General features: G+C 66.8%; 22 protein-coding genes and 2 tRNA genes. 14 read left to right on the top strand and 10 right to left on the bottom strand.

Going from position 1 to position 25,916, the window contains the following annotated elements; genetic code table 11:
* Nucleotides 1-248: 248 nt before the first annotated feature.
* Entirely contained in the window at nt 249-929 is a 681-nt protein-coding gene (locus LC490_RS04460; RefSeq protein ID WP_223619414.1) for a hypothetical protein, read from the top strand.
* Nucleotides 930-1,007: 78 nt separating this feature from the next.
* On the opposite strand, the gene LC490_RS04455 is transcribed toward LC490_RS04460, so the two are convergent.
* Both LC490_RS04455 and dapA read right to left on the bottom strand, forming a co-directional pair.
* The gene (locus LC490_RS04455) at nt 1,008-1,541 is read right to left on the bottom strand and encodes a hypothetical protein (protein ID WP_223619413.1); all 534 of its coding nucleotides are present in this window, start codon (nt 1,539-1,541) and stop codon (nt 1,008-1,010) included.
* Between the two features lie 19 nt (nt 1,542-1,560).
* Nucleotides 1,561-2,466 carry a 4-hydroxy-tetrahydrodipicolinate synthase gene (gene dapA, locus LC490_RS04450; protein ID WP_031373452.1) on the bottom strand — a complete coding sequence of 302 codons (906 nt, stop codon included), beginning with the start codon at nt 2,464-2,466 and terminating at the stop codon, nt 1,561-1,563.
* A 118-nt stretch (nt 2,467-2,584) separates the two neighbouring features.
* On the opposite strand from dapA, the gene LC490_RS04445 reads away from it, so the two are divergent.
* The 3 genes from LC490_RS04445 to LC490_RS04435 all read left to right on the top strand — a co-directional run bounded on the left by LC490_RS04445 (nt 2,585) and on the right by LC490_RS04435 (nt 5,362).
* Nucleotides 2,585-3,253, top strand: a complete 669-nt coding sequence (locus LC490_RS04445; protein ID WP_187308502.1) for a glycine cleavage system protein R — start codon at nt 2,585-2,587, stop codon at nt 3,251-3,253.
* Between the two features lie 2 nt (nt 3,254-3,255).
* The gene (locus tag LC490_RS04440; RefSeq protein ID WP_031373450.1) at nt 3,256-3,741 is read left to right on the top strand and encodes a peroxiredoxin; all 486 of its coding nucleotides are present in this window, start codon (nt 3,256-3,258) and stop codon (nt 3,739-3,741) included.
* A 223-nt stretch (nt 3,742-3,964) separates the two neighbouring features.
* A complete protein-coding gene (locus LC490_RS04435; RefSeq protein WP_031373449.1) occupies nt 3,965-5,362 on the top strand; it encodes a PhoH family protein in 1,398 nt (465 codons plus the stop codon).
* Between the two features lie 216 nt (nt 5,363-5,578).
* On the opposite strand, the gene LC490_RS04430 is transcribed toward LC490_RS04435, so the two are convergent.
* Nucleotides 5,579-6,613 (bottom strand): hypothetical protein, encoded by a 1,035-nt coding sequence (locus LC490_RS04430; protein ID WP_223619412.1) that lies wholly within the window; start codon nt 6,611-6,613, stop codon nt 5,579-5,581.
* A gap of 342 nt (nt 6,614-6,955) precedes the next feature.
* Between LC490_RS04430 and LC490_RS04425 the strand changes: the two genes are divergently transcribed.
* From LC490_RS04425 to kdpC, 8 genes are all read left to right on the top strand, one after another.
* The gene (locus tag LC490_RS04425; RefSeq protein ID WP_081931199.1) at nt 6,956-7,345 is read left to right on the top strand and encodes a helix-turn-helix transcriptional regulator; all 390 of its coding nucleotides are present in this window, start codon (nt 6,956-6,958) and stop codon (nt 7,343-7,345) included.
* Between the two features lie 138 nt (nt 7,346-7,483).
* Entirely contained in the window at nt 7,484-8,290 is an 807-nt protein-coding gene (thiD, locus tag LC490_RS04420; protein WP_223619411.1) for a bifunctional hydroxymethylpyrimidine kinase/phosphomethylpyrimidine kinase, read from the top strand.
* A complete protein-coding gene (locus LC490_RS04415) occupies nt 8,283-9,143 on the top strand; it encodes an alpha/beta fold hydrolase (RefSeq protein WP_223619410.1) in 861 nt (286 codons plus the stop codon). Before thiD ends, LC490_RS04415 begins: the two co-directional genes overlap by 8 nt.
* 294 nt (nt 9,144-9,437) lie before the next feature.
* Complete coding sequence (locus tag LC490_RS04410; RefSeq protein ID WP_223619409.1) at nt 9,438-10,181, top strand: TorF family putative porin; 744 nt, start codon at nt 9,438-9,440, stop codon at nt 10,179-10,181.
* Between the two features lie 15 nt (nt 10,182-10,196).
* Nucleotides 10,197-10,289 carry a potassium-transporting ATPase subunit F gene (locus tag LC490_RS04405; RefSeq protein ID WP_031373443.1) on the top strand — a complete coding sequence of 31 codons (93 nt, stop codon included), beginning with the start codon at nt 10,197-10,199 and terminating at the stop codon, nt 10,287-10,289.
* A gap of 100 nt (nt 10,290-10,389) precedes the next feature.
* Nucleotides 10,390-12,132: a potassium-transporting ATPase subunit KdpA gene (gene kdpA / locus LC490_RS04400; protein WP_223619408.1), complete on the top strand. Its 1,743-nt coding sequence runs from the start codon at nt 10,390-10,392 to the stop codon at nt 12,130-12,132.
* Nucleotides 12,133-12,167: 35 nt separating this feature from the next.
* Nucleotides 12,168-14,204, top strand: a complete 2,037-nt coding sequence (gene kdpB, locus LC490_RS04395) for a potassium-transporting ATPase subunit KdpB (protein ID WP_223619615.1) — start codon at nt 12,168-12,170, stop codon at nt 14,202-14,204.
* 100 nt (nt 14,205-14,304) lie between these two features.
* Complete coding sequence (gene kdpC / locus LC490_RS04390; RefSeq protein WP_223619407.1) at nt 14,305-14,904, top strand: potassium-transporting ATPase subunit KdpC; 600 nt, start codon at nt 14,305-14,307, stop codon at nt 14,902-14,904.
* Nucleotides 14,905-14,972: 68 nt separating this feature from the next.
* Here kdpC and LC490_RS04385 read toward each other — a convergent pair whose 3' ends face one another.
* Nucleotides 14,973-15,125 (bottom strand): hypothetical protein, encoded by a 153-nt coding sequence (locus LC490_RS04385; protein WP_223619406.1) that lies wholly within the window; start codon nt 15,123-15,125, stop codon nt 14,973-14,975.
* Nucleotides 15,126-15,709: 584 nt separating this feature from the next.
* Between LC490_RS04385 and LC490_RS04380 the strand changes: the two genes are divergently transcribed.
* Together LC490_RS04380 and LC490_RS04375 are read left to right on the top strand one after the other, a co-directional pair.
* Nucleotides 15,710-18,424, top strand: a complete 2,715-nt coding sequence (locus LC490_RS04380) for a sensor histidine kinase KdpD (protein ID WP_223619405.1) — start codon at nt 15,710-15,712, stop codon at nt 18,422-18,424.
* Complete coding sequence (locus tag LC490_RS04375) at nt 18,421-19,143, top strand: response regulator (RefSeq protein ID WP_223619404.1); 723 nt, start codon at nt 18,421-18,423, stop codon at nt 19,141-19,143. Before LC490_RS04380 ends, LC490_RS04375 begins: the two co-directional genes overlap by 4 nt.
* Before the next feature lie 1,077 nt (nt 19,144-20,220).
* On the opposite strand, the gene LC490_RS04370 is transcribed toward LC490_RS04375, so the two are convergent.
* The 6 genes from LC490_RS04370 to recA all read right to left on the bottom strand — a co-directional run bounded on the left by LC490_RS04370 (nt 20,221) and on the right by recA (nt 25,886).
* Nucleotides 20,221-20,297 (bottom strand) — tRNA-Arg (locus LC490_RS04370).
* 131 nt (nt 20,298-20,428) lie between these two features.
* Nucleotides 20,429-20,521: transfer RNA gene (locus LC490_RS04365), tRNA-Ser, on the bottom strand.
* 66 nt (nt 20,522-20,587) lie between these two features.
* Entirely contained in the window at nt 20,588-20,791 is a 204-nt protein-coding gene (gene csrA / locus LC490_RS04360) for a carbon storage regulator CsrA (RefSeq protein ID WP_031371770.1), read from the bottom strand.
* Nucleotides 20,792-20,935: 144 nt separating this feature from the next.
* On the bottom strand, nt 20,936-23,569 hold the full coding sequence (gene alaS / locus LC490_RS04355; protein ID WP_223619403.1) for an alanine--tRNA ligase: 2,634 nt from the start codon (nt 23,567-23,569) through the stop codon (nt 20,936-20,938).
* A gap of 164 nt (nt 23,570-23,733) precedes the next feature.
* Nucleotides 23,734-24,243 (bottom strand): recombination regulator RecX, encoded by a 510-nt coding sequence (gene recX, locus LC490_RS04350; protein ID WP_223619614.1) that lies wholly within the window; start codon nt 24,241-24,243, stop codon nt 23,734-23,736.
* Between the two features lie 617 nt (nt 24,244-24,860).
* On the bottom strand, nt 24,861-25,886 hold the full coding sequence (recA, locus tag LC490_RS04345) for a recombinase RecA (RefSeq protein ID WP_031371767.1): 1,026 nt from the start codon (nt 25,884-25,886) through the stop codon (nt 24,861-24,863).
* Nucleotides 25,887-25,916 lie beyond the last annotated feature (30 nt).

Raw genomic sequence — 25,916 nt, 5'->3', positions numbered from 1 at the left:
GGCCGCGCTCGTCCGAACCACCTCGTAAAACTCGGCGGGCTTCGCCCCGCCTTCCGCAACAACCCGGCTGGCCGATGCAGCCTGGCCGGCTCGGCTCGGCCTGGCTCTGCCCTGGCCGCCCGGACCATGCCGGGATGAGCGCCGGCACTGCCTCCCGCCCGAGCCCGCCTCGGCCCGCACCGTGGCCGCCTGGCATTCATCGGCCCGCACCTAGACTCGGCCGGTCACGGACCGAATGAAACGACGCCATGCCGCATGCCCGTTTGCGCCTGAATCTGCTCCTCGCGCTTTGCGCCGCACCGATCCTCGTCGGCGCACAGCCGCGCACGCTCGCCCTCGCCCAGCTCGATCTGTCGCGGCTGGACCTATCGAAGCTGGACCTATCGAAGCTGGATCTGTCGCAGGTCGACCTGTCGCAGTTGGACCCGGCCGCGATCGCCGCCGGCGCCAGCGACACTCTGATGCGCGCGCCCGACGGCTCGATCGACGACTTGTTCCAGGCCCTGCACCAGGCCTCGCGCCATCCGCGCGATGCGGCGACGCTGTGCGCCTTGTTCGATCCGGCCGCCGACCGCAGCCCGCAGGCGCTCGCTGCCGCGGCGCAGAACCTCGGCGACGCCAGCCGCCAGGGTTTCGCCAACGCCCTGCTCGGCATCGCCACGAACGGCCTACAGAACCCGCGCCAGCCTTACGACGCCGGTGCGGCGAAACAAACGCTGAAATCCGCCGGCACCACCGCGATGCTGCTGCACGACGGCTTCATGGGCGCGCTCAATGCCGACGCCGGCGAACCGGGCGGACGCGAGGCGCGCTGCCAGGCCTTCGGCTGGTTGTTGGATGCGCTCAAGGGCATGCCGCGCGCGCAGCGCGCCTCGGCGATGCGCCTGATGTTGAACGAGGGTCTGACCCGCTGGTCGCCGCCACGCTGAGTGCGCTCGGCGTGCTGGCTTGATAACGAAAACGGGCGCCATCGGCGCCCGTTTCGCAAGCAGGACTGCGGCGTTGGATCAACGGCCGCCGAGCGCTGCCTTGAGGCTGGCGATCAGCTTGGCCGGAGCGGCGCCGGTGGCGGGCAGGCCGCGCGGGTCGACCGCCGAGACGTAGGCGCCGGCTTCGACCGCACTGATGCGGACCAGGAAGTTGCTGCCTTCGTAGTTCACGTCGTAGGCGCCGAGCAACTGCGCGCGGCTGGCGATGTTGAGGCCTTCGACCTTGCCGAGCGCGTCGCCGACCTGGTTGAACACCGCGTCGCGGTTGCCACTGACGGTGAAACCGTTGGCCGACGAGGCCGGGGTGCCGGCAGCGGCCTGGGTCGGACGCGACGCGGCCAGGCCCGAGGCGGTCACCGAACCGCCCGGCACGGCCATGGCACCGTCGGTGCGCGGCTGGTCGAGGTCCGGCGGCACTTCCAGCGGACGGTTCTCAGGCGTTTCGGCGTAGAGCTTGTTGCCCTTGCGGAACCAGCTGCAACCCGACGTGGCGACCATCGCCAGCAACAGACCGGCGACAACCGCGCGGGACAGAGAAACATTGGAACGCATGAGCATCTCCTACAGGGATTCAGGCCGCGAGGGTGTCGCGGCAGACGTGTTCGAGTTCGACGACGAGACCGGCGGTGCGCCGGGCGGCATCCTGATGGGCGGCCGAGAGCGACTGCAGGGGCAGGCGCAGACCATGGCCGATGCCCTGGGCGCTGAGCAAGGCCTTGACCGGAATCGGGTTCGGTTCCAGACCGAGGAAATCGTAGGCCGGGCGCAGACGCGCGTCCCAGGCCTCGGCTTCGGCGCCGCGACCGGCGCGGGCCAGGTCGGCGAGACGGCGGAATGCCGCCGGCAGCACATTGGAACCGACCGAAATGATGCCGTCGGCGCCGGCAAGCATCGCCCGGCAGGCGGTCGGGTCGTCGCCGCTGATCACGGCGAAGCCTTCGCTCTTGAGCGCCAGCAAGGCCTGCATCCGCTGCGGATCGGACACCGCTTCCTTGATGCCGACGATGCGCGGATGGCCGGCCAGCTCGGCCACGGTCTCCGGCAGCAGGTCGCCGCCGGTGCGGCCGGGCACGTTGTAGAGCACCACCGGCAAGGCACCGTCGTCGGCTATCGCACGGAAATGCGCGACCAGGCCGGCCTGGGTCGGGCGCACGTAGGGCGGGGTCACGACCAGCGCCGCGTCGGCGCCGAGGGCGGCCACGTGGCGGGTCAGTTCGATGGTTTTGGCGGTATTGGACAAGCCGGTGCCGGCCAGGACCGGAATGCGGCCGGCGACGAATTCGACCGCAGCGCGCAGCACGGCGTCGTATTCGGCGTCGTAGAGCGCGGCGGCCTCGCCGGTCGAGCCGGCGACGACGACGGCCTGGGTGCCGCCTTCCAGCTGCATCGCCAGCAGTTTGTGCCAGGCGTCCAGGTCGATTTCGCCGGACGCGGTGAAAGGCGTCGCCAGCGCGGTGATGCTGCCGGAAAGTCGCAAGTGAAGACCTACTAAGTGGAGTTCGCGTCCGCAGCCGTGCTGCGGAGCGGTCGGGGGCCATTATTCCAGCGGGCGGGCCGGTGCGGAAACGTGCGCCGGTGCAGCCACGCACGGGACGATGTTACTTGCGGCCCGAAAGCGCGGGCAAGTATGCTCCCTTCAGCCGCAGCCCGTCCGCGGGCCGCCGTTCATATCCGAGCATCACGCTCCCCTTGCAGGCGCCGCCTTGACCGATTCCGCTTCCCGGCCGTCGCCGAACGAAAACCACCTCCTGATCAACGCCTATACGACGCATCCGGAGTCGCCGCTGTTGTCGGTGACGCGCCGGATCGCCGATTCGGGCTGCAATCTCGTCGATGCACGCCTGTCCACGGTGGGCCGCGACGTCTCGGTGACCGCGCTGGCGGTCGGCTCCTGGGACTCGGTCGCCAAGCTCGAGGCCATGCTGACGCGCCTGGAGCGCGAGGAAGGCCTGAAACTGGTCTGGTACCGCACCGGCGCCAAGCAGGTGCAGTCCAACCTGCTGCCCTACATCGTCGAGGTCGTGGCCGCCGACAAGCCGGGCATCCTGTTCCAGCTGGCCGACTTCTTCGACCGTCAGGGCATCACCATCGAAAGCCTGCATTGCTCGCGTTACCGCGCGATGCAGACCGGCGCCGACATGTTCTCGGCGCAGATCACCATCGGCGTGCCCTCGAGCATGCACATCGCCGCCCTGCGCGACGATTTCCTCGAGTTCTGCGACCATCTGAACCTAGACGCCATCATGGACCCGATGAAGTTCTGATCATGCTCGATACCGGCGACCACGCTTACGGCAAGAAAACCCCCGACCTCGCCCTGGCCCTGTCCGGCGGCGAGACGGTCAAGCTCAAGGACTATGCCGGCCAATGGCTGGTGCTGTACTTCTACCCGAAGGACAGCACCCCGGGCTGCACCACTGAAGGCCTGGACTTCAACGCCTTGCTGCCCAAGTTCAAGAAGCTCGGCGCGACCGTGCTCGGGGTGTCGCGCGATTCGATCAAATCGCACCAGAATTTCTGCGCCAAGCAGGGCTTCAAGTTCGAACTGGTCAGCGACGCCGACGAATCGGTGTGCAACGCCTTCGGTGTGATCAAGGAAAAGAACCTGTACGGCCGCAAGTACATGGGCATCGAACGCAGCACCTTCCTGATCGACCCCAAGGGCGTCATCGCCCAGTCATGGCGACCGGTGAAAGTCGCTGGCCATGCCCAGGCCGTACTCGACGCACTCAAGGAACACGCCGCCCAGTGAGGCCCCTCGTTTCCACGCTCGCACGCTGTCCCGCCCCGCGGGTCACGGCGGCGCGGCCGTGCGCGCGCGCCGCCCGCTCGCGTTCGCCGCACTTGTGCGACCCACACCCCGCCCCGGCGAGGGCCGCTGGCGGACACTCGCCTCAGCGCCTTCGCGAGCCTTGCCACCCCGTTCCGCCGTCGCAACGAAACGCACCGCCCATCATCTCCGACGAGACTTCCGAATGACCAGAAGCAAGCGGATCTATGTGCTCGACACGAACGTGCTCATGCACGACCCGACCGCGCTGTTCAAGTTCCAGGAACACGATGTCTACCTGCCGATGCAAGTCATCGAGGAGTTGGACAACGGCAAGAAAGGCACCTCCGAAGCCAGCCGCAACGCGCGCCAGGTCAGCCGCTTCCTCAACGAACTGATCCAGGCCGAAGGCACCGACAAGATCAGCAGCGGCATCACCCTCAACCGCCCGCAGGGGCTGCAGCTGCGCGGCGCGCAGAGCATCGGCAAGCTGCGCTTCCAGACCGGCTCGTTCGACGCCGGCAAGCGCTTCAGCGCGGTGATCCCGGACAACCAGATCCTCGGCGCGATCCTCGCCCTGCAGGAGCAGGAGCCCGGCGTGCCGGTGGTGTTCGTATCCAAGGACATCAACCTGCGCATCAAGGCCTCGATCGCCGGCATCGTGTCGGAGGATTACGAGAACGACCGCGCGCTCGACGATTTCAGCCTGCTCTACACCGGCGCGACCGCGCTGCCGGACGACTTCTGGCAGCGCCACGGCCAGGACCTCAAGTCCTGGACCGAGAAAGGCCGCACCTACTACGAAATCAGCCGCACCGAGAACGACGACTGGTACCCGAACCAGTTCCTCTACCTGCCCGGCGACGACGAGTCCGAACTCAAGGTCACCAAGGTCGGCGAAGACCGCGTGCAGTTGCAGATCGTCGACGACTTCCGTCATAACCAGCATGCGGTTTGGGGCATCATCGCGCGCAATCGCGAACAGAACTTCGCCCTCAACGCGCTGATGGACCCGGAGATCGACTTCGTCACCCTGCTCGGCACCGCCGGCACCGGCAAGACCCTGCTCGCCCTCGCCGCCGGCCTGGCGCAGACCATGGACCAGCAGCGCTACCGCGAAATCATCATGACCCGCGCCACCGTCAGCGTCGGCGAGGACATCGGCTTCCTGCCCGGCACCGAAGAGGAAAAGATGACGCCGTGGATGGGCGCGTTGACCGACAACCTGGAAGTGCTGACCCACAACCAGGAAGGCGGCGCCTGGGGCCGCGCGGCGACCAACGACCTGCTCGCCTCGCGCATCAAGATCCGCTCGATGAACTTCATGCGCGGCCGCACCTTCCTGAGCCGCTGGCTGATCCTCGACGAAGCACAGAACCTGACCCCGAAGCAGATGAAGACCCTGATCACCCGTGCCGGCCCCGGCACCAAGATCGTCTGCCTCGGCAACGTCGAACAGATCGACACCCCGTATCTGACCGAAACCACTTCGGGTTTGACCTACGCGGTCGACCGCTTCAAGGGCTGGGCGCACAGCGCGCACGTGACCCTGCGCCGCGGCGAGCGTTCGAGGTTGGCGGATTACGCTTCCGAAGTGCTCTGATCCCTTAACGGGTGTCCAATCGAGCGCCGCGCGATGCTGTATCGCGCGGCGCTCGATTTTTCTGCGGGCCCGCATCAAGCCGCGCCCCATAGGAACCGCCGGACACCGGCATGCTCCCGACCGGCGTCGTGCCCGATCGATGTCGTACGCATACGAAGAAAGCCGGCGCGAGCGCCGGCTTTCCCGATTCGTAACGCGTTCTGATGAGCCCGGCGATCAGCGTCCGGGCACGCGGCAGCAGGTAACCTGGGCTTTGTAGGCGATCCCGCTCAGTAACGAGCCGACCAGGTCGCACTTCCAGCCGGTCGGCTGGCCGCCGACGACATTGGGTTCCGAGCTGTTGATCGTCAGCCCCAACGCACCGCTGCACGAACCGCTGGTCGCCGAGTAACCGGCAGGGCAAGCGATCGTGCGCGTCTGCACTCCACCGAGCAAATCGAGAAAGCCGCTCTGCTCGGCTACGGTGCAGTCCAGTGCGACCGTCTCAGGCTCGGTGAAATAGCCTTCGGCGTCGATCACCATGTGCGATTGATTATGGCTGTAGACGTTGAACTGCGAGGAACAGCTCGGACGGCACTGCGGTACAGTGGAGTGTCCCGAGGTGATCAGACCGGGACTATAATTCAGCGCGGTCGTGATCGGCTTAGCTTCATTGAACGGATATGCAGTGAAATAGCCGTTACCGCCGGGGAGCACCGACGTGAAACTCAATGCCAGAGCGGCGGCGTTCGCGGGAATTCCGCAGTTGGATTCGAAACCGCCTTGCGAAGTGAAATCCGTCGCCGTGTAGCCCGCATAACTCCGCGTTTCTCCGCCGGCAAGCGGACCGCCGACTACCCGCGTATCGACGATGCGACAGGGATTGATCGGGGTATAGACCAGATTGCTTGCGGTGACGGCCTTGGTTTGCGCGCCACCGTCCTTACCTGCAACCGCGACGATCGCCGGAGCGCCTCCCAGGAGTTGACTGCTCATCGACTGAAAATCGTCTGCACTCGCGGCGCGCTCGAGATTGCTGATGTCTACTTCGTTTATCGTATCCTGCAGTCGATCGCCCCATCCGGCGGCCGAAGGGCCGTAAGTTTTTTCGACGTAGGGCGTCCAACGCGAAACGATGCTTTCGCCCAGTTCCGCGCGCATTGATTCCGGAGCCAGGCCGGTGTCGTTGCGGACCATCCAGCCATAACCCAACGCAATCGTCGGCAAACCGATTACCAGCAGACCAATTAATAACTTCCTTTTTGTACTCATGAGCAGTCGCCCTTTCCTGGTAGGAGTGCATAGGCGCGCTAGGCGCCGAGGATAAATGGTCTCCGCACCGCTCGTTTCGTTCGGCGGCGAGGCTCGCGCAGCACTGCGCAAAGAATGGATAGTTCATCCGATGCGCGTGCGGCAACCTCCGCTTTCGCTAACGGAGCGTATCGTTCGTGATACACGGGCACGCAACGCTTTCGTTCCAACGCAGCCCACCTGTGACGAAATCCTCAATATATGCAACCGCGTTATCGAATCCGGACCAATAGCGACCAGTTCCCCTATCGGGTTAGCGATACGGGGAGCATGATCGGCCTTGTCTTTCCAGGGGAGACCGTCATGGCTGCACTGCCTGATCGCATTCGACGCGCACGCTCGCTGTCCCGCACCTCTCAGCTCGAACTGGCCAAGGCCGTAGGCGTCCAACGCAGCGCGGTCGCGCAATGGGAACGGGCCGACGGCAGTCGCCCATCGATGCATCACCTGCTCGCGATCGCGACGACCACGGGGGTATGTCTGGAATGGCTCGGCACTGGCCGGGGACAGATGCACCCTGCCGAAAATGCCTGGACCCTGGCCGTCCGTTCGGCCGATTACGCGCAGGACGATATCGAGGAGGAATGTCTGAATTCGCTCAGGCAGTTGCCCTTTCAACTTCGCAAACAGCTGGTAGCGACCATCTCGCTGATGGCCAAGACCTCGGTCGCGGTTGAATCCAAACGCGATTAGATAACAATCTGGCCGCGACCGAGGCGTTACGACGATCCGCTGCGCGAGTCGAAGCGGTGCGGTATCGTGTCGCGCATAGCAACCTAATCGCACCCGCTTTGATCAGTATCCATGACCGCCTTGCGCAGGACGTTCAAAATGTTTGAACGCCCCAGTTCCGCCCTCACCATCGCCGGCTCCGACTCCGGCGGCGGCGCCGGCATCCAGGCCGATCTCAAGACCTTCGCCGCGCATCGCGTGCACGGGCTCAGCGCGCTCGCGGCGTTGACCGCGCAGCACACTCGCGGGGTAACCGCCGTGCACGTGCCCGACACCGGCTTCCTGCGCGCGCAGATCGATGCCTGCTTCGACGATTTCGACGTGCGCGCGGTCAAGCTCGGCATGCTCGCCAACGCCGAGGTCATTCTTGCCGTCGCCGATGCGCTGGAGCATTACCGGCCCGAGTACGTGGTGCTCGACCCGGTCATGGTCGCGACCTCCGGGGCGCGCCTGCTCGAAGCCTCGGCCCTGGACGCCATGCGCACACGGCTGCTGCCCTTGGCCAGCCTGGTCACGCCGAACCTGCCGGAAGCGGAACTGCTGCTCGGTACCGCCGTCGACGATCTCGACGGCATGCGCGCGGCCCTCGCCGGCCTGTCGGCGCTCGGTGCGCGTGCGGTGCTGCTCAAGGGCGGGCATTTGCCCGGGCAGGGCGACGTCGTCGATTTGTTCGCCGATAGCATGCAGGTGCGCGAGATCGCACACGCGCGCTTGCAAGTCGATGCCCATGGCACCGGCTGCACTCTGGCTTCGGCGGTCGCGGCGAATCTCTGCCTCGGGCGCTCACTGGAAGACGCCTGCGTGGCCGCGGCCGACTACGTCCATGCCGCTCTGCGCCTGGGCTATCGCCCGGGGCGCAGCGAGGTGTTGGTGCTCGATCACTTCGGCGCGGCACCGCATGGCTGATCGTCACGAGCCCTCCGGTCTGCCGTTGCGCGCCGAGGACGGCCATCGCTGGAATCTGTACGCACGCGTCCCCGCCGAACCGACCGCGAGCCTGCTGTGGCTGCCCGCGCTCGGCGTCGCCGCGCGTCATTACCTGCCCTTCGCCGATGCCCTGGCAGCGCGCGGCATCGCCGTCTACGTGCACGAGTGGCGCGGCAACGGCAGCAGCAGCGTGCGCGCCAGCCGCGACAGCGATTGGGGCTATCGCGAGCTGTTGCTCGACGATCTGCCGGTCAGCGATGCCGCGGTCGCCGCGGCCCTGCCCCAGCTGCCGCGCAGCATCGGCGGCCACAGCCTGGGCGGTCAGCTCGCCTGCATGCGCCTGGGCCTGGCTGCGTTACGCAACGAACCGGCGCTGCCGACATCGCTGTGGCTGGTCGCCAGCGGCGCGCCATATTGGCGCACCTTCCCGATGCCGCAGCGGATCGCGATGCCGCCGATCTATCGCTTCCTGCCCTGGCTCGCCCACGTCAACGGCACCCTGCCCGGCCGTCGCATCGGTTTCGGCGGCAACGAGGCGCGCAGCCTGATCCGCGATTGGGGCCGCACCGCGCTGAGCGGCCGTTATGCCGCTGCCGGTATCGATGCCGACGTCGAAGCCGGCATGGCCCAGGTCGCGGTCGATGCGCGCGCGGTCTCGATGGACGGCGATTGGCTGGTGCCGCCGGGATCGGTGGGTTATTTGTTGTCGAAGCTGCCGCGCGCGCGCAGCGAAAGCCTGTTGTTGGGCACGCGCGATCTCGGCACCAAGGCCGATCATTTTTCCTGGATGAAGCAGCCCGAGGCGGTGGTCAAGGCGCTGTTGCGCCGATAAACCATGCGTTGGGGTAGGTGCGGCGTCCCACAGGGATTTCCTCCGGTCACGAGCCGCGACCACGCCAATAAAGCGCCGTCGCCGGTGTAGTGCCGCCGTTGATGCGGTATCGCGGTCGCGGCTCGCGCCGCTGCTACCCTGAAAGCGGTTTGCCACGCGCGGTGATTTACGCCGAACGGCCGAAGTTTTACGGCGAATTTACGCAGTGACGGCGGTCGCGAAATAGCGGCTTTACGCCCCCGGTTCCGAGAATGGCGATGTGGCCAGACAGGCCTCTCCCACCCGGAATCCACTATGTCGTCGCATCATCTCTTTCGCAGCCGCGAAGCCGCCGTCCCGCTGATCCTGGCCGCCTGCGCCGGCGTCGGCCTGCTTGCGCTCGGCACCCAGGCCCAGGCCGCCGAGCAGGACGCGGTCCAGTTCAGCGGCTCGGCCGCGCTCACCAGCGACTACGTCTGGCGCGGCAGCTCCCAGACCCAGGGCGATCCGGCCGTGCAGGTCGGCTTCAAGGCCGCGGCGGCCAACGGTTTCTACGGCTCGGTATGGGGCTCGAACGTCGAGTTCGCCCCGCAGACGCATGCCAGCAGCGAATTCGATTTCACTGTCGGCTGGGCCGGCCAGGTCGCCGAACACTGGGCGCTGGACGTCAACGTCCTGCACTACCGCTATCCGTCGACGACCAGCGATCTCAATTGGACCGAACTCAACGGCACCGTGACCTACCGCGACAATTATTGGCTGTCGCTGGCTTACTCGAACGAAGCGCTCGGCAGCAAGGAGCGCGGTATCTATTCGCAGATCGGCGCGCGCTTCCCGGTCAACGACGCGCTGCGCTTCGAAGCCGCGGCCGGCCATTACTTTCTCGACGACGTTTACGACCGCAGCTACAGCCACGGCCAGCTCAGTGCGATCTGGGCCGTCAAAGTGCCCTTCGAGCTGCGCCTGACCGCGCACGCCAGCGATCGCAACGCCGAACGCATCTTCGGCGACTCGCTGGCCGGCTCGCGCATCGAAGCGGCCGTGCAAGCGTCCTTCTGACAGGAGTAACCCCTCATGCCCGGCTGGCTTTCCATGTTGTGCGCGGTTTCGGTCCTGGTGGCCGGCGCCTATCTGCTCTACGTCGTGCTGCGCCCGGAAGACTTCTAGCCCGCGCGGCCGCAATGCGGACCAGGACCGGTCCGCATCACCCTATCCCTGAAGGCGCCGGACGCGCCAGCACGGACCCATCACCGCACGGTGTTTCACCATGATCGAAATCTTTCTCGTATTCGCGCTGGCGATCGGCCTGGGATGGCCACTCGGCCAGTACCTGGCGCGGGTCATGCGCGGCGACCGCTCGCGCCTGGACGCACTGTTCGGGCCACTGGAACGCACGATCTATCGCCTGATCGGCGTCGACGCCACGCGCGGCATGAGCTGGCGCGGCTACGCATTAGCGTTCGCCTTGAGCAACCTCGTGCTGGCCGTGCTGGTCTGGGTGTTGTTCATGACCCAGGCCTGGCTGCCGCTGAATCCGGACGCCGTGCCGAACCTGCGCTGGGACACCGCGCTGCACACCATGGTGTCGTTCCTCACCAACACCAACCAGCAGCATTACTCCGGCCAGGCGCAGCTGAGCTATCTCTCGCAGATGGTCGGCATCGTCGGCCTGCAGGTGGTCACGCCGATGATGGGCCTGGCGATCGTGGTCGCGACCTTGCGCGGCCTGTTCGGCGGGCGCCAGGCGATGGGCGCGCAAGGCGCGGCGCCGGCCGAAGGCGCACCGCGCGACCTCGGCAACTATTGGGTCGACGTGACCCGCGCCACCCTGCGCTTCATGCTGCCGCTGTGCCTGGTGTGGGCAGTGCTGCTGACTTCGCAGGGCGTGCCTTCGACCTTACAAGGCGCGGTCAGCGTCGCGCCGCTCGACCAAAGCGCCGGGCTGACAGATCAGAAGATACCTGTGGGGCCCGTCGCTTCCATGGTCGCGGCCAAGCAGCTCGGCACCAACGGCGGTGGCTGGTACGGCCCGAACAGCGCGGTGCCGCTGGAGAACCCGACCCCGTTCGCCAATCTGCTGGAAACCCTGGCGCTGATCCTGATCCCGGTCGCGGTGACTTTCATGATCGGCCCCTTCACCGGCCGCCGGCGCCTCACCGCCCTGGTGTTCGGCAGCATGCTGCTGATGTCGGTGATCTCCACCGGCCTGACCGTCGGTTCGGAAGCTTATTCGTCGAGCAGCAGCGACGTCGCCCTGATGGAAGGCAAGGAAACCCGTTTCGGCGCCAGCGATTCGGCGCTGTGGACTGCGCTGACCACGCAGAGCAGCAACGGCTCGGTCAACGCCATGCACGACTCGCTGGCACCGCTGACCGGCGCGATGGCGATGATCAACATGTTGATCAACGCGATCTGGGGCGGCATCGGCTGCGGCTTGCAGCAGTTCCTGGTCTATCTGTTGCTGTCGGTGTTCCTCGCCGGGTTGATGACCGGACGCACGCCGGAACTGTTCGGCCGCAAGATCGAAGCGCCTGAAGTACGCTTGCTGGCCTTGCTGATCCTGCTGCAACCGCTGGTCGTGCTGGGCTTCAGCGCGGTCGCCCTGGCGCTGCCGTCGATCACCGGCAACTCCAATCCGGGCTTCCACGGCATCAGCCAGGTGTTCTACGAGTACACCTCGGCCTACGCTAACAACGGCTCCGGCTTCGAGGGCCTCGACGATGCGACCTATTGGTGGAACCTGAGCTGCGCCGCCGTGCTCGCCCTCGGCCGCTACCCGGCGCTGATCATTCCGCTCGCGGTCGCCGGCCTGCTGGCGCGCAAACGCGTCGCGCCGGAAAGCGCCGGCACCCTTCACGCCGAAACGCCGACCTTCGCCCTGACCCTGATCGCGGTGATCGCGATCCTGACCGTCCTGCAATTCATGCCCGCGCTGGTGCTCGGCCCCATCGCCGATCACCTGACGCTGTCTGCGAGCGCCGCTTCGGCGCTGAGCAGCCCCGCTCTCTGAGGTAAGCCATCGTGACCGAACAAACCCATCTCGGAGTGCAGCGCCGCAAATCCGCGGTCGCCGGCCTCGATGCCGCCGGCGTACGCGCGGCCGTGCTCGAATCCTTCCTCAAACTATCGCCGCGGCACGCCGTGCGCAGCCCGATCATGGCCGTGGTGCTGCTCGGCACGGTCCTGTCGGGGCTGATCACGATCTTCGTCCCCGGTCACCTCGGCTTCGGCGCCGCGGTCACCGTCATCCTGCTGGTGACGGTGCTGTTCGCCAACTTCGCCGAAGCCGTGGCCGAAGCGCGCGGCCGCGGCCAAGCGGCGTCCTTGCGGGCGGCGCGGCGCGACTTGGTCGCGCGCAAGCTCGACACCGTCGGCAAGAACGAAACCCGGGTGCCGGCGTCGAGCCTGAAGCCCGGCGACCGCGTCATCGTCTCGGCCAACGAACTGATCCCGGCCGACGGCGAAATCGTGCGCGGCCTGGCGACGATCAACGAGTCGGCGGTGACCGGCGAATCCGCGCCGGTGCTGCGCGAGGCCGGTACCGACCGTTCCGGCGTGATCGGCGGCACCAAGGTGCTGTCGGACGAGATCGTGATCGAAGTCAGCGCCGAGCCCGGCCACAGCTTCCTCGACCGCATGATCGCCCTGGTCGAGGGCGCCAACCGGCAGAAGACGCCGAACGAGATCGCCCTGACCATGCTGCTCGCGGCGATGACCCTGACCTTTCTGATCGTGGTCGCGACCCTGCCGTTCTTCGCCGGCTTCGTCGGCGCCAAGCTCGACCCGCTGTTGCTGATCGCGCTGCTCGTATGCCTGATCCCGACCACCATCGGCGGCCTGTTGCCGGCGATCGGCATCGCCGGCATGAACCGCGCGCTATCGGCGAACGTGCTGGCGAAGTCCGGCAAGGCGGTCGAAGTGGCCGGCGACGTCGACGTGCTGCTGCTCGACAAGACCGGCACCATCACCCACGGCGACCGCCAGGCGACCGCATTCCATCCGCTCGCCGGCATCGATCATGCGCAGTTGCGCGATGCCGCCCTGCTGTCCTCGCTGGCCGACCCGACGCCGGAAGGCAAATCCATCGTGCGCCTGGCGCGCGAGCTGCACAGCACCGTGGCCGAGCCCGAGCGCGCGGACTACATTCAGTTCACCGCGCAGACGCGCATGTCCGGCGTGGATCTGCCGGCCGAAGCCGCCGGCGGCGCGCGTTCGATCCGCAAGGGCGCGGGCGATGCGATCTCCCAGTACGTACGATCGCTCGGCGGCGAGGCGACCAGCGAACTCGTCGCGCGCGTCGAACAAGTGGCGCGCGGCGGCGCCACCCCGCTGGTGGTGTCCGAAGGCCGTCACGTACTCGGTGTGGTCGAACTGTCCGACGTGGTCAAGCACGGCGTTAAGGAACGCTTCGCCCGCCTGCGCGCCATGGGCGTGCGGACGATCATGATCACCGGCGACAACCCGCTCACCGCCGCCGCGATCGCGGCCGAGGCCGGCGTCGACGACTACATCGCCGAGGCCCGCCCGGAAGACAAGCTCGCCCGCATCCGCGCCGAGCAGGCCGGCGGGCGTCTGGTGGCGATGGTCGGCGACGGCACCAACGATGCACCCGCGCTGGCCCAGGCCGACGTCGGCCTGGCGATGAACTCCGGCACCCAGGCGGCGAAGGAAGCCGGCAACATGGTCGACCTGGATTCCGACCCGGCCAAGCTGCTGGCGGTGGTCGAAGTCGGCAAGCAACAGCTGATCACCCGCGGCGCGCTGACCACGTTCTCGCTCGCCAACGACGTCTCCAAGTACTTCGCGATCCTGCCGGCGCTGTTCGCCGCGGCTATCCCGCAGATGGCCGCGCTCAACGTCATGCGCCTGTCGAGCCCGAGCAACGCCGTGCTGGCTGCCCTGATCTTCAACGCGATCATCATCCCCGCGCTAATCCCGCTGGCCCTCGCCGGCGTGCGCTTCAAACCGGCCACCGCGGTCGCTCTGCTGCGCCGGAACATGCTGATCTACGGCCTCGGCGGCGTGCTGCTGCCGTTCGTGGCGATCAAGCTCATCGACATGGCGCTGGTGGCGATCTTCTGAGCCCGCCCCGCCCCTTCGAGCCCCTCTCCCGCTTGCCGGAGAGGGTCGCGATAAGGACCCGCACACGGCGCGCCATCGCCGAATACCACAGGACATCGACATGAACACCCCTACCAGTCAAACCGCCAACATCGACGACCGCATCCCGCTGCGCGCCCCGCTGCTGTTCGCCGCCGTCGCCTTGCTCGGCTTCGGCCTACTTTATTCGCTCACCGCCACCGCATTAGGGCGCCTGGCGTTTCCGTGGCAGGCCACCGGCAGCGTGATAGAACGCGACGGCCATGCGGTCGGCTCGCAGCTGATCGCACAACCCTTCGCCGATGCCGGCTATTTCCAGGCCCGGCCGTCGGCCGCCAATTACGACCCCATGGCCGCGGCCGGCAGCAACATGGCGCGCACCAACCCCGACCTGCGCGAGCGCATCGCCGAGACCGCCGCCGCCGTGGTCGAGCGCGAAGGCATCGCGCTGGCGCAGGTACCGGCCGAACTGGCGACGCAATCCGGCGGCGGCCTCGATCCGCACATTTCCCCGCGCGCGGCGCAGATCCAAGCCGCCCGCGTGGCCCGCGTACGCGGCCTCGACAGCGCGCAAGTCGAACAGTTAATCGGGGCCCATACCGAAGCCCCGCAGTTCGGTGTGCTCGGCGAGCCGCGGGTGAACGTGTTGAAGCTCAATCTGGCCTTGGATGCGGTGCACTGAGGCGGTTGTGGGGTTGAGGCGGTGTTCGCGGCGAGACCGAAATGGCGCGGTCGCGGCTTACGCCGCTCCTACCCAAGCACCGCGCTGCCGTTGCCGTTGCCGTTGCCGTTGTAGTTGTAGTTGTAGTTGTAGTTGTCGTTGTCGTTGTCGTTGTCGTTGCCGGATGAGCTTGGCGCAGTACCGAACTCGCGAGAACAGTGGAGACCCGGAGGGCGCCGCACAGGACGTGCGGCGTTTTCCGATAAGACAGGGACGTCTTATCGGAAAATTCCGGCGCAAGCGACGTACTCGCAGGGGAGCTTCGTCAAGGAGAGCCCTTTTCTTTGGTTACCTTTCTTTTGGGCTCAGCAAAAGAAAGTAACCCGGCCGCGTCAGCGGACGGAAGCTCTGCTCTTGCTTATGGCTTCTTCAGAAACAAGATCATGATCAAACGCTAAAAGCTTCCGCCACTAAAGCGGCGGGTTACTTTCTTTTGTCATAAGCAACAAAAGAAAGGTAACCAAAGAAAAATGCTTTTCTTTTGAATCAAAGGCCCGCACGTTCGATGCCGACGCAGGGGTTTTTCATACGGGACATCCATGTCCCGATGAAAAACGGCACGCATCCCTGCGTGCCGCCCTCCGGGTCTGGATTTGCATCGCAAGGTCGAAGCGGCGCACAGCAACAGCCACAGCAAGACTAGAGCCGAGGCTAAAAATCGGAGCGAACTGCCAGCCGCGCCCCCTACAGAAACGACACGTCCACAACCTCAAACCGCCACCCCATCACTACACCTCCCTCACCCACCCAGCGCACAATCCCCCTCATGACCGACCCGCGCAGCGCCCAAGCCGATGCCCTCATGGGCGAACTGCAACGCCAGGGCGCCGGGCGGCTGACGATCTTCCTCGGCGCCGCGCCCGGGGTCGGCAAGACCTACGCCATGCTCGGGCGGGCACGCGAGTTGCAACGGCGCGGGGTCGATGTGGTCGTGGCCATCGTCGAAACCCACGGACGCGCCGAGACCGGCGCGCTGGTCGAAGGGCTCGACGTGTTGCCGCGCAAACGCCTGGACTATCAGGGGCGTGCGCTCGATGAGATGGACCTCGACGCCGTGCTCGCGCGCAAGCCCACGGTCGCGTTGGTCGACGAACTCGCCCACCGCAATGCCCCGGGCAGCCGCCACGAGCGGCGCTGGCAGGACGTGCTGGAACTGCTCGACGCCGGCATCGACGTCTACACGACGATCAACATCCAGCATCTGGAAAGCCTCAACGACGTCATTCACCGCATCACTGGCGTGCGGGTCAGCGAGACCGTCCCGGATGCGCTGTTCGACCGCCTGCGCGACATCGTCCTGGTCGACCTGCCGCCGCGCGAGCTGATCGAGCGTCTGCAGCAGGGCAAGGTGTATGTGCCCGAGCAGGCCGCGCACGCCTTGCAGGCGTTCTTCTCGCCGTCGAACCTGACCGCCTTGCGCGAACTGGCGATGCAGACCGCCGCCGATCGCGTCGACAGCGATCTGCGCGAGGCCCAGACCGCGCGCGGCCTGCCCGGGGTGCCGCTGCGGCGGGCGGTGATGGTGGCGATCGACGGCCTCGGCCAGTCGGAATATCTGGTGCGTGTCGCGCGGCGCCTCGCCGAACGACGCGACGCCCCGTGGCTGGTCGTGACCGTGCAAACCGGCGCCTCGCCCGACGAGGCGCGCCAGTCCGAACTCGACCGCGCCTTCGCCCTGGCCCGGCGGCTCGGCGGCGACACCGCGGTGTTGCACGGCAACAGCATCGTCGACGCCCTGCTCGACCACGGCGAACGCGCCGGCGTGTCGACCATCGTGCTCGGCCGTACCCGCGAACGCCCGCTGGCGCGCATGGTCAACCGCACCCTGACCCAGCAACTGATCCAGCGCGGCGCGCATTACGAACTGACCATCGTCAGCACGCCGGAGGCGCGCGCCCGCGCCCGCCGTTCGCTACGCCAGAGCAGCACCTTGCTGCGCAGCCTGCTGACCCGCAGCGACGCCGGCCTGGCCGTGGTCGCCGCGACCGTGGCCACGGCGCTGGCCTGGATCGCCGAGCGCTGGATCGGGCTCGGCGACCTGTCGCTGATCTTCATCGTCGCCGTGGTCGTGGTCGCCGCGCGCACCCGCATGACCGCGGCGGTGATCGCCTCGGTCCTGTGTTTCCTCGCCTACAACTTCTTCTTCATCGAACCGCGCTTCACCTTGCTGATCGGCGCGCGCCAGGGCGTGGCGACTGTGCTGCTGTTCCTCGCCGCGGCGCTGGTCGCCGGGCGCCTGGCCTCGAAGCTGCGCATGCAGGTGCTGGCGTTACGCGCGTCCAACGCGCACGCCACCGAGCTGCAAACCCTCGGCCGCGAACTCGCCACCGCGGCCGACGTCGGCCAGGTCGTGCGTGCCGGCCGCGACGCGCTCAGGCGTTCGCTCGGCGTCGAGGCGTTCATTTACATCGGCACGGCGCCGCTGCGCGGCGAATCGCTGCCGGAGATGGGCGACAAGGACCGCGCCGCCGCCGACTGGAGCCTCAAGCATCGCCAATCCGCCGGGCGCTATACCGACACCCTGGCCGGCTCGGACTGGTGGCTGCTGCCGCTCAAGGGCGACGGCGCCGCCGACGCGCCAGCCGCGGGCGTGATCGGGCTGCGCTTTCCGCCGTCGCTGACCCGGCTCGGGCCCGAGCAACGGCGCCTGGCCGAAGCGATGACCGACGACGTCGCCCAGGCGGTGCTGCGTACGCGCCTGGTCGCCGACCTCGAGGACTCGCGCGTCAGCGGCGAGACCGAGCGCCTGCGCTCGGCCTTGCTGTCTTCGGTCTCGCACGACCTGCGCTCGCCGCTGGCCTCGATCATCGGCGCCGCCAGCAGCCTGGACAGTTATGCCGAGGCGATGCCGCGCGAAGACCGCCACAGCCTGCTCGAAACCATCCGCATCGAAGGCGAACGCCTGGACCGCTACATCCAGAACTTGCTCGACATGACCCGGCTCGGCCACGGCGGGCTGGCGCTCAACCGCGACTGGATCGGCGTCGACGAATTGATCGGCTCGGCGGTGACGCGCCTGCAGCGCTACGAGCCGCGTGCGCGCTTCGAACTGCGCATCGAGCCCGGCCTCGGCCCGATCTGGGTGCATCCGGCCCTGGTCGAGCAGGCGCTGTTCAACGTGATCGAGAACGCGGTGAAATTCTCGCCACCGGACGCGGCGGTGACGATCGATGCGCGCCGGGTCGACGGCGAGCCCGGTGCGGGCCCGGCGCAAGTGCTGCGCATCGACGTCAGCGACCGCGGCCCCGGCATTCCCGAAGACGAGCGCGCGCGCATCTTCGACATGTTCTACAGCGTCGAGCGAGGCGATCGCGGGCGCCAGGGCACCGGGCTCGGCCTGGCCATCTGCCAGGGCATGATCGGCGCCCATGGCGGCAGCGTGGTCGCCCTGCCCGGCCTGGCCGACGAGCAGGGTCGCCGCGGCACCACGATCCGGATTACCCTGCCGCCCATCGAACCCGCCGTGCCCGCCGCCCCATGACCGAGGATCGCGTTCCGCCTTCCGCCACGACGCCGCCCGCGCGCGTGCTGGTGATCGACGACGAGCCGCAGATCCGCAAATTCCTCGACATAGCCCTACGCGCGCAGGGCTATGCGGTGGAGTTGGCCGACACCGGCGGCGCCGGCCTGGAGGCCCTGGCCACGCGCGGCGCCGATTTGGTCGTGCTCGACCTCGGTCTGCCCGACCGCGACGGCCACGATGTGCTGCGCGAGCTGCGCCAGTGGTCGAGCGTGCCGGTGATCCTGCTCACCGTGCGCGCCGGCGAGACCGAGAAGGTCGCCGCGCTCGACGGCGGCGCCAACGACTACGTGACCAAGCCGTTCGGCGTACAGGAGCTCATGGCGCGCATACGCGCCCTGCTGCGCGCGCACGGCCCGCAAGGCGAGACCCTGCCGGTGTTCGACGACGGCCGCCTGCACATCGACCTGGCCCGCCGCGAGGTGAGCCTGGACGGCGAAACGGTGGTGCTGGCGCGCAAGGAATACGCCCTGCTGGCGATGCTGGTGCAACACGCCGGCCGCGTCGTCACCCAACCGCAGCTGTTGCGAGAGCTGTGGGGGCCGACCCATCAGGAAGACACCCATTACCTGCGCATCCTGGTCGGCAAATTGCGCCACAAACTCGGCGACGACGCCGCGGCGCCGCGCTACATCGCGACCGAACCCGGCGTGGGCCTGCGCTTCATCGAGAAGCGTTGAGCCGGCAAGCGTCCCCGCCTCTGTAGGAGCGGCGTCGCACGGGTATTTCCTGCGGCCATAAACCATGACATCGACCTCGCGGTTGCGAGGCCGGCTGGTGACGCGGTCGCGGCTCGCGCCGCTCCTACTCCGGTGTCGTCGCCAATACACCTCACCGCCGCGCTCAAAGGGTAGGAGCGGCGCAAGCCGCGACATCGGCCTCGCAGCTCCGACGCCAGCGCGGTAGCGCGGTAGCGGCTTGCGCCGCTCCTACTCCAAAGCAACGCGAGCTCCGGCTTTCGCTGAATAACGGATTGTGGACGGTGGCTAATACCGCGTCGCTGCCAGCCTTGTGGGGTAGGAGCGGCGCACCGTCAGCCGTTGCCGTTGCCGTTGCGATGAAGAGCTTGGAGCAGTTCCGCACTCGCGATGCGATCGTAGACCCGGAGGGCGCCGCACAGGACGTGCGGCGTTTTCCGATAAGACAGGGACGTCTTATCGGAAAATCCCGGCGCAAGCTGCGTGCTCGCAGGGGAGCTTTGTCAAGGAAAGCCCTCCCTTTGGTTACCTTTGACCGAAGGGAATCCAGACGGACTTTTGGGCTTAGCAAAAGAAAGTAACCCGGCCGCGTCAGCGGACGGAAGCCTTAGATGTTGCTTCACAGCCCTTTAGCCGGTAACGCCGCAGCCGAACACTGCGCGGTCGCGACTTACGTCGCTCCTACAAGGGGGAACGCCGCGAGGCTGAGGCTACGTGGTCGCGACTTGCGTCGCTCCTACAACGTGGAACGCCGCGAGGCTGAGGCGACACGGCCACGGCTTGCGACCGTAGGAAATCCCCGAGGGATGCCGCGCCTGCCCGGTATGGCCGGACATGCCCGTGCCGGGGACAGGCGGAGAAACTCCGCCGGACTCAAGAAACACGAAAGCCTCGAATGCGCCCGCGCAACTGCGTGTGCGGCGACCGAGTCGTACTTAATCGGCTTAGGCGCAATGTCGCGCGCAAACCAGCGAACGGCCGCCATGAACAGGCGGCGGCGAACAAGAATCGCGCGCAAAGAAAAACCCGGCAATCTTGCGATTGCCGGGCTTCTTTGTATGGCGCGCCCGGAAGGATTCGAACCTCCGACCCCCAAGTTCGTAGCCTGGTGCTCTATCCAGCTGAGCTACGGGCGCTGAGTTGAAAAATTATGACGGACGTTTTTCTGTTCGTCAACATTTTCTGTTTTGCTCTTTGCGTCCTCATCGGCTGCGAAAACCCCGATGGATCTGCAAAGAAAAGCCGCCAGAAGCGGCTCTTTTGTAACTGGCGGAGAGTGAGGGATTCGAACCCTCGATAGAGCTTTTGACCCTATACTCCCTTAGCAGGGGAGCCCCTTCAGCCTCTCGGGCAACTCTCCGCATCACTTAACGCGGTGCGGGCGGGAAGCATAACGGCTCACCCGATTCGCAGCAAACTTTTTTTATCAGCCGCCGGTGTTCTTGCCCGAGTCGTCCGACGCATCCTCGCCGCGCTGGATGCGCTGATAGATCTCTTCGCGATGGACTGCGACATCTTTGGGTGCGGTAATACCGATACGCACCTGGTTCCCCTTGACGCCGAGCACGGTGACAGTCACCGAGTCGCCGATCATCAGGGTTTCGCCGACGCGACGCGTCAGGATCAGCATTGAAAACCTCCTCGAGCCGGCACCGCAGCGCCGGCGTTGGCATTCTTTTCCATCAGGAAGAATGCTTCAATTTGTACACAAACGTGAACCATCTTAGCGACCGGTCAAACCCGGTCGCAAGCGATAGAAGTCACTGTTCGCCATTCATACAAGCCTACTCTCAACCCACTGCGCCACGCCCGCAAGAGCCTTCGACAACGCAGGGCCGTCGTCACCGCCGCCCTGCGCCATATCCGGGCGGCCGCCGCCTTTACCGTTGATCTGACTGGCAACGTGGGCGAGCAGTTCCCCCGCCTTGACCTTGCCAGCCGCGCTTCCGTTCACTCCGGCGACCAAAGCCGCCTTACCGTCGCTGGCTCCCGCCAGCACGATTACCGCATCGCCGAGCTGCTGCTTGAGGCTGTCCACCGCCTCGCGCAACGCCTTGGCGTCAAAACCTTCCAACCGGGTCGAGACCACCCGCACCCCGCCGATCTGCGCCGCCGAGGCGGCCAGGTCGGTGGCGGCGCCGGAGGCGGCCTTGGCCTTGATCGATTCGAGCTCGCGTTCCAGCTTCTTCTGCCGGTCCAGCAGGGCCCGCAGCTTGTCGGCCACGTCGGCCGTATTGCCGCCGAGCAGGCGCGCGGCCTGCTCCAGACGCTGCTCTTCTTCGGCCACGTAGTCCAGCGCGCCCTGCCCGGTCAGCGCCTCGATCCGGCGCACGCCGGCCTGGACTCCGCTCTCGGAGACGATCTTGAACAGGCCGATGTCGCCGGTACGCGAAACGTGGGTGCCGCCGCACAGCTCGGTCGAGGCCTCGCCCATGCGCAGGACCCGCACGCGGTCGCCGTATTTCTCGCCGAACAACGCCATCGCGCCGAACTCCAGGGCTTCCTGCATGCCCATCTGGTGGACTTCGGCCGCGTAGTTGCGGCGCACGTCGGCGTTGACCTGGCGCTCGATCTCGGCGAGCTCGGCGTCGGTCATCGGGTTGAAGTGCGAGAAGTCGAAACGCAGGCGGTCTGGAGCGACCAGCGAGCCCTTCTGGGTCACATGGTCGCCGAGCAGGCGGCGCAGGGCCGCATGCAGCAGGTGGGTCGCCGAATGGTTGAGCACGGTCGCCGCGCGGCGGGCCTCGTCGACGGCGCCCAGGACACGGTCGCCGCGCTTCAGGGTGCCGGCGGTCAGCTCGCCGATGTGGCCATGGAACTGGCCGGCGAACTTCTGGGTGTCGCGGACCAGGAAACGGGTGCCGGCTTCGTCGAGCTCGCCGGCGTCGCCGACCTGGCCGCCGCTTTCGGCGTAGAACGGGGTGCGCTCGAGGATCACGACCGCGTTGTCGCCGGCCACGATCTGGTCGACCGGCATGCCGTCGCGCAGCAGGGCGACGACTTCCAGGCCGCCCTCGGTCAGACGGTCGTAGCCGAGGAATTCGGTCGGGGCGAGCTTGGCGGCGAGTTCCGCCGGCATCGTGGTCTTGCTGCCGAAGTCGGCGCCTTCGCGGCCGCCCTGCTTCTGCTTGGCCATGGCGGCGTCGTAGCCCTCCATGTCCAGGGTCAGGCCGCGCTCGCGCGCGATGTCGGCGGTCAGGTCGGTCGGGAAACCGTAGGTGTCGTAGAGACGGAACACGTCGATGCCCGGGATTACCCCGGTCGAGCGCTCGGCCACTTCGTCGAAGATGCGCATGCCCGAATCGAGGGTCTGCGAGAAGCGTTCTTCTTCGGCCAACAGCGCGCGTTCGACGAATTCGCGCTTGGCCGCCAGCTCCGGATAGCCGTCGCCCATCACCTCGACCAGCGCCGGCACCATCAGATGGAAGAAGGGCTTCTTCTGCCCCAGCATCCAGCCATGGCGCAGCGCGCGGCGGATGATCCGGCGCAGCACGTAGCCGCGGCCGTCGTTGGACGGCAGCACGCCGTCGACGATCAGGAAGGAGCAGGCGCGGATGTGATCGGCGATCACTCGCAGCGACTTGTTCTGCAGATCGTCGGTGCCGGTGAAGCGCGCCGCGGCGGCGATCAGGTGGCGGAACAGATCGATGTCGTAGTTGCCGTGCACGCCCTGCAGCACCGCCGCCAGACGTTCCAGGCCCATGCCGGTGTCGACGCACGGCGCCGGCAACGGCAGCAGGCTGCCATCGGGCTGGCGGTCGAACTGCATGAAGACCAGGTTCCAGATCTCGATGAAGCGATCGCCGTCCTCATCGGGCGAACCCGGCGGGCCGCCGGCGATGTGGTCGCCGTGGTCGTAGAAGATTTCGGTGCAGGGGCCGCAGGGGCCGGTGTCGGCCATCTGCCAGAAGTTGTCCGAGGCGAACGGCGCGCCCTTGTTGTCGCCGATGCGGACGATGCGCTCGGCCGGCACGCCGATCTTCTGGTTCCACAGCGCGTAGGCCTCGTCGTCGGTGTGATAGACCGTGACCAGCAGGCGTTCCGGCGCCAGACCCCAGACCTTCGTCAACAGCTCCCAGGCCCAGACGATGGCGTCTTCCTTGAAGTAGTCGCCGAACGACCAGTTGCCGAGCATCTCGAAAAAGGTGTGGTGACGTGCGGTGTAGCCGACCTGATCGAGGTCGTTGTGCTTGCCGCCGGCACGCAGGCAACGCTGGACGTCGGCCGCGCGCACGTAACCCGGCTTCTCGCTGCCGAGGAATACGTTCTTGAACTGCACCATGCCCGAGTTGGTGAACAACAACGTCGGGTCGTTGGCCGGCACCAACGGTGCCGACGGCACGATGGTGTGACCTTTGCCCCGAAAGAACTCGAGGAAATCGCTGCGGATTTCAGTGGTGGTTTTCATGCCTGGGATTATTTGCCTGGTCGGGAGCGGTGCCGCTCGACCGAACCCATGCCACCACGATGGAGGCATCGACTGGAACAGGCAACCCGGGACCCGAAAGCCGCGTAGCCTAACAGGCCCGGGGGCCTTATGTGCAAGGCCGTACGGCAAATATGTCCGACCGTTCAGTCGTCGGAGCCGGAACGGTTCGCATTACGAGCCGTATCGCCGTCGAAGCCCCGCCGCATCAGCAGATCGGCGGCCTTGCGCCGCCTTGCCGGGTCGGCGGCGAAGTCCTCGCCATAGCGGCGCCGGACCAGGTCGCGGGCGTTCTGCAGCCAGTCGCCCTCATAGCTGGCCAGGGCGTCGGAGATGGTCTGGCTGTCGAGGCCGTGGGTGGCCAATTCAGCACGTATGTGCAAGGGCCCATAACCATTGCCGGCGCGGCTTCTGACCATGCTTTCGGCGAAGCGGACGTCGTTCTGCCAACCAGCCTCGGCCAACTGGGCGACCGCGGTTTCCACCTCGCCGGCGTCGAGGCCGCGGGAGGTCAGTTTGCGGGTCAATTCCTTGCGCGAATGCTCGCGGCGGGTCAGCAGGCCGAGGGCCCGCTGGGTCGGGCTCTGCTCGCGCGGCGCCCGCCGGCGCTGGCCCCGGCCCGAACCGTCAGGGCGGCTTAGACTTTCGTCGAACAGTGCACTGGGTCGATCTTCCGCGGAGGCCGGATCGAGCGGATCGGCGCCGCCCAGGGCGAGCTGCGCCTCGAAGCGGTCGGCTTCGGGCCAGGCCGAGCCGCCCGGAACGGACCGCTCCGGACCGTCGGCCTGGCCGCCGAAGCCGCTGTTTCCGGACGATTTCGAGGCGAACGGTTTCGAACCGAAGCCCTTGGAGCCGAACCGTTTCGAAGCCGACGGCTTCAAACCCGAGCGCTTCGAGCCAAAGCCGCCGGAAAACCCGCCGCGCCGGCCGGTTTCAGAAGTTGAGCGCTCGGACGTGGTGCGCTCCTCAGCCGGCCCTTCATCCGGCTCTATATCTGCATCGGCATCCGCAGCTTCGTCTGGCGACGAAAGCCGCTGCGGACGGGTCGCCGCCGGGCCCAGGGCCGACTTCGGCGCCGCATTGCCGGCTTCGATCGCACGCATCCGCGCGCGCAGCTCCTCGCGAAGCTGCGTGTCGCGGCCGGATTTGGGCATGGGCTGTCCGCCCTGCCCGTCCGGGTCTACGGCGCCGCCTTCGCGACGCCGATCGTCGTGCCGATCCGACGTCATAGAGCCTTAACCGTTCAGAGCCGGAACCATTCAGAGCCGGACGATCATTCCTCGACGGCTTCGTCGCGCGGGGCGTCGCTCGGGACGTACTTCTCGCGCAGGGTCGCTTCGAGACGGGCGGCCAGCTCGGGGTTCTCCTTGAGGTACTGGCGGGCGTTTTCCTTGCCCTGGCCGATGCGCTCGTCGCCGCAGCTGTACCAGGCGCCCGACTTCTCGACCAACTTGGCTTCCACGCCCATGTCGATCAGTTCGCCTTCGCGCGAGATGCCTTCGCCGTAGAGGATCTCGGTCAGGACCTGCTTGAACGGCGGGGCCAGCTTGTTCTTGACGACCTTGATCTTGGTCTGGTTGCCGATGATCTCGTCGCCCTTCTTGATCGCGCCGATGCGGCGGATGTCCAGGCGCACCGAGGCGTAGAACTTGAGCGCGTTGCCGCCGGTGGTCACTTCCGGGCTCTGGCCCGGCATCATCACGCCGATCTTCATGCGCAGCTGGTTGATGAAGATCACCAGAGTGTTGGAGCGCTTGATGTTGCCGGTCAGCTTGCGCAGCGCCTGGCTCATCAGACGGGCCTGCAGGCCCGGCAGCTGGTCGCCCATTTCGCCTTCGATTTCGGCCTTCGGGGTCAGCGCGGCGACCGAGTCGACCACCACCATGTCCACCGCGGCCGAACGCACCAGCATGTCGGCGATTTCGAGCGCCTGCTCGCCGGTGTCGGGCTGCGAGACCAGCAGATCGTCGATGTTGACGCCGAGCTTGCCGGCGTAGATCGGGTCGAGCGCGTGCTCGGCGTCGATGAAGGCCGCCGTGCCGCCCTTCTTCTGGCACTCGGCGATGGCCTGCAGGGTCAGCGTGGTCTTGCCCGAGGATTCCGGACCATAGATTTCGACGACGCGACCCTTGGGCAGGCCACCGATGCCGAGGGCGATGTCGAGCATCAACGAGCCGGTGCCGATGACTTCGGCGGCTTCGACGGCGCGGTCGCCCATGCGCATCACCGAGCCCTTGCCGAACTGCTTTTCGATCTGGCTAAGAGCGGCGGAAAGGGCGCGCTTTTTGTTCTCGTCCATGGTGGTGTCCTTAAGTCGTGTCGTGGTGAG

Source organism: Lysobacter sp. ESA13C, assembly GCF_019970005.1.
Lineage (GTDB): Bacteria > Pseudomonadota > Gammaproteobacteria > Xanthomonadales > Xanthomonadaceae > Lysobacter > Lysobacter antibioticus_B.
This window is presented reverse-complemented; position numbering and strand designations above follow the sequence as displayed.

Coding starts and splice junctions, on each gene's coding strand:
- kdpC (WP_223619407.1), top strand. CDS start 14,305: ATGAACACCCCTACCAGTCAAACCGCCAACATCGACGACCGCATCCCG.
- LC490_RS04455 (WP_223619413.1), bottom strand. CDS start 1,541: ATGCGTTCCAATGTTTCTCTGTCCCGCGCGGTTGTCGCCGGTCTGTTG.
- LC490_RS04405 (WP_031373443.1), top strand. CDS start 10,197: ATGCCCGGCTGGCTTTCCATGTTGTGCGCGGTTTCGGTCCTGGTGGCC.
- LC490_RS04440 (WP_031373450.1), top strand. CDS start 3,256: ATGCTCGATACCGGCGACCACGCTTACGGCAAGAAAACCCCCGACCTC.
- thiD (WP_223619411.1), top strand. CDS start 7,484: ATGTTTGAACGCCCCAGTTCCGCCCTCACCATCGCCGGCTCCGACTCC.
- LC490_RS04410 (WP_223619409.1), top strand. CDS start 9,438: ATGTCGTCGCATCATCTCTTTCGCAGCCGCGAAGCCGCCGTCCCGCTG.
- LC490_RS04430 (WP_223619412.1), bottom strand. CDS start 6,613: ATGAGTACAAAAAGGAAGTTATTAATTGGTCTGCTGGTAATCGGTTTG.
- LC490_RS04380 (WP_223619405.1), top strand. CDS start 15,710: ATGACCGACCCGCGCAGCGCCCAAGCCGATGCCCTCATGGGCGAACTG.
- LC490_RS04375 (WP_223619404.1), top strand. CDS start 18,421: ATGACCGAGGATCGCGTTCCGCCTTCCGCCACGACGCCGCCCGCGCGC.
- LC490_RS04460 (WP_223619414.1), top strand. CDS start 249: ATGCCGCATGCCCGTTTGCGCCTGAATCTGCTCCTCGCGCTTTGCGCC.
- LC490_RS04425 (WP_081931199.1), top strand. CDS start 6,956: ATGGCTGCACTGCCTGATCGCATTCGACGCGCACGCTCGCTGTCCCGC.
- LC490_RS04445 (WP_187308502.1), top strand. CDS start 2,585: ATGTTACTTGCGGCCCGAAAGCGCGGGCAAGTATGCTCCCTTCAGCCG.
- recA (WP_031371767.1), bottom strand. CDS start 25,886: ATGGACGAGAACAAAAAGCGCGCCCTTTCCGCCGCTCTTAGCCAGATC.
- LC490_RS04415 (WP_223619410.1), top strand. CDS start 8,283: ATGGCTGATCGTCACGAGCCCTCCGGTCTGCCGTTGCGCGCCGAGGAC.
- kdpA (WP_223619408.1), top strand. CDS start 10,390: ATGATCGAAATCTTTCTCGTATTCGCGCTGGCGATCGGCCTGGGATGG.
- alaS (WP_223619403.1), bottom strand. CDS start 23,569: ATGAAAACCACCACTGAAATCCGCAGCGATTTCCTCGAGTTCTTTCGG.
- csrA (WP_031371770.1), bottom strand. CDS start 20,791: ATGCTGATCCTGACGCGTCGCGTCGGCGAAACCCTGATGATCGGCGAC.
- LC490_RS04435 (WP_031373449.1), top strand. CDS start 3,965: ATGACCAGAAGCAAGCGGATCTATGTGCTCGACACGAACGTGCTCATG.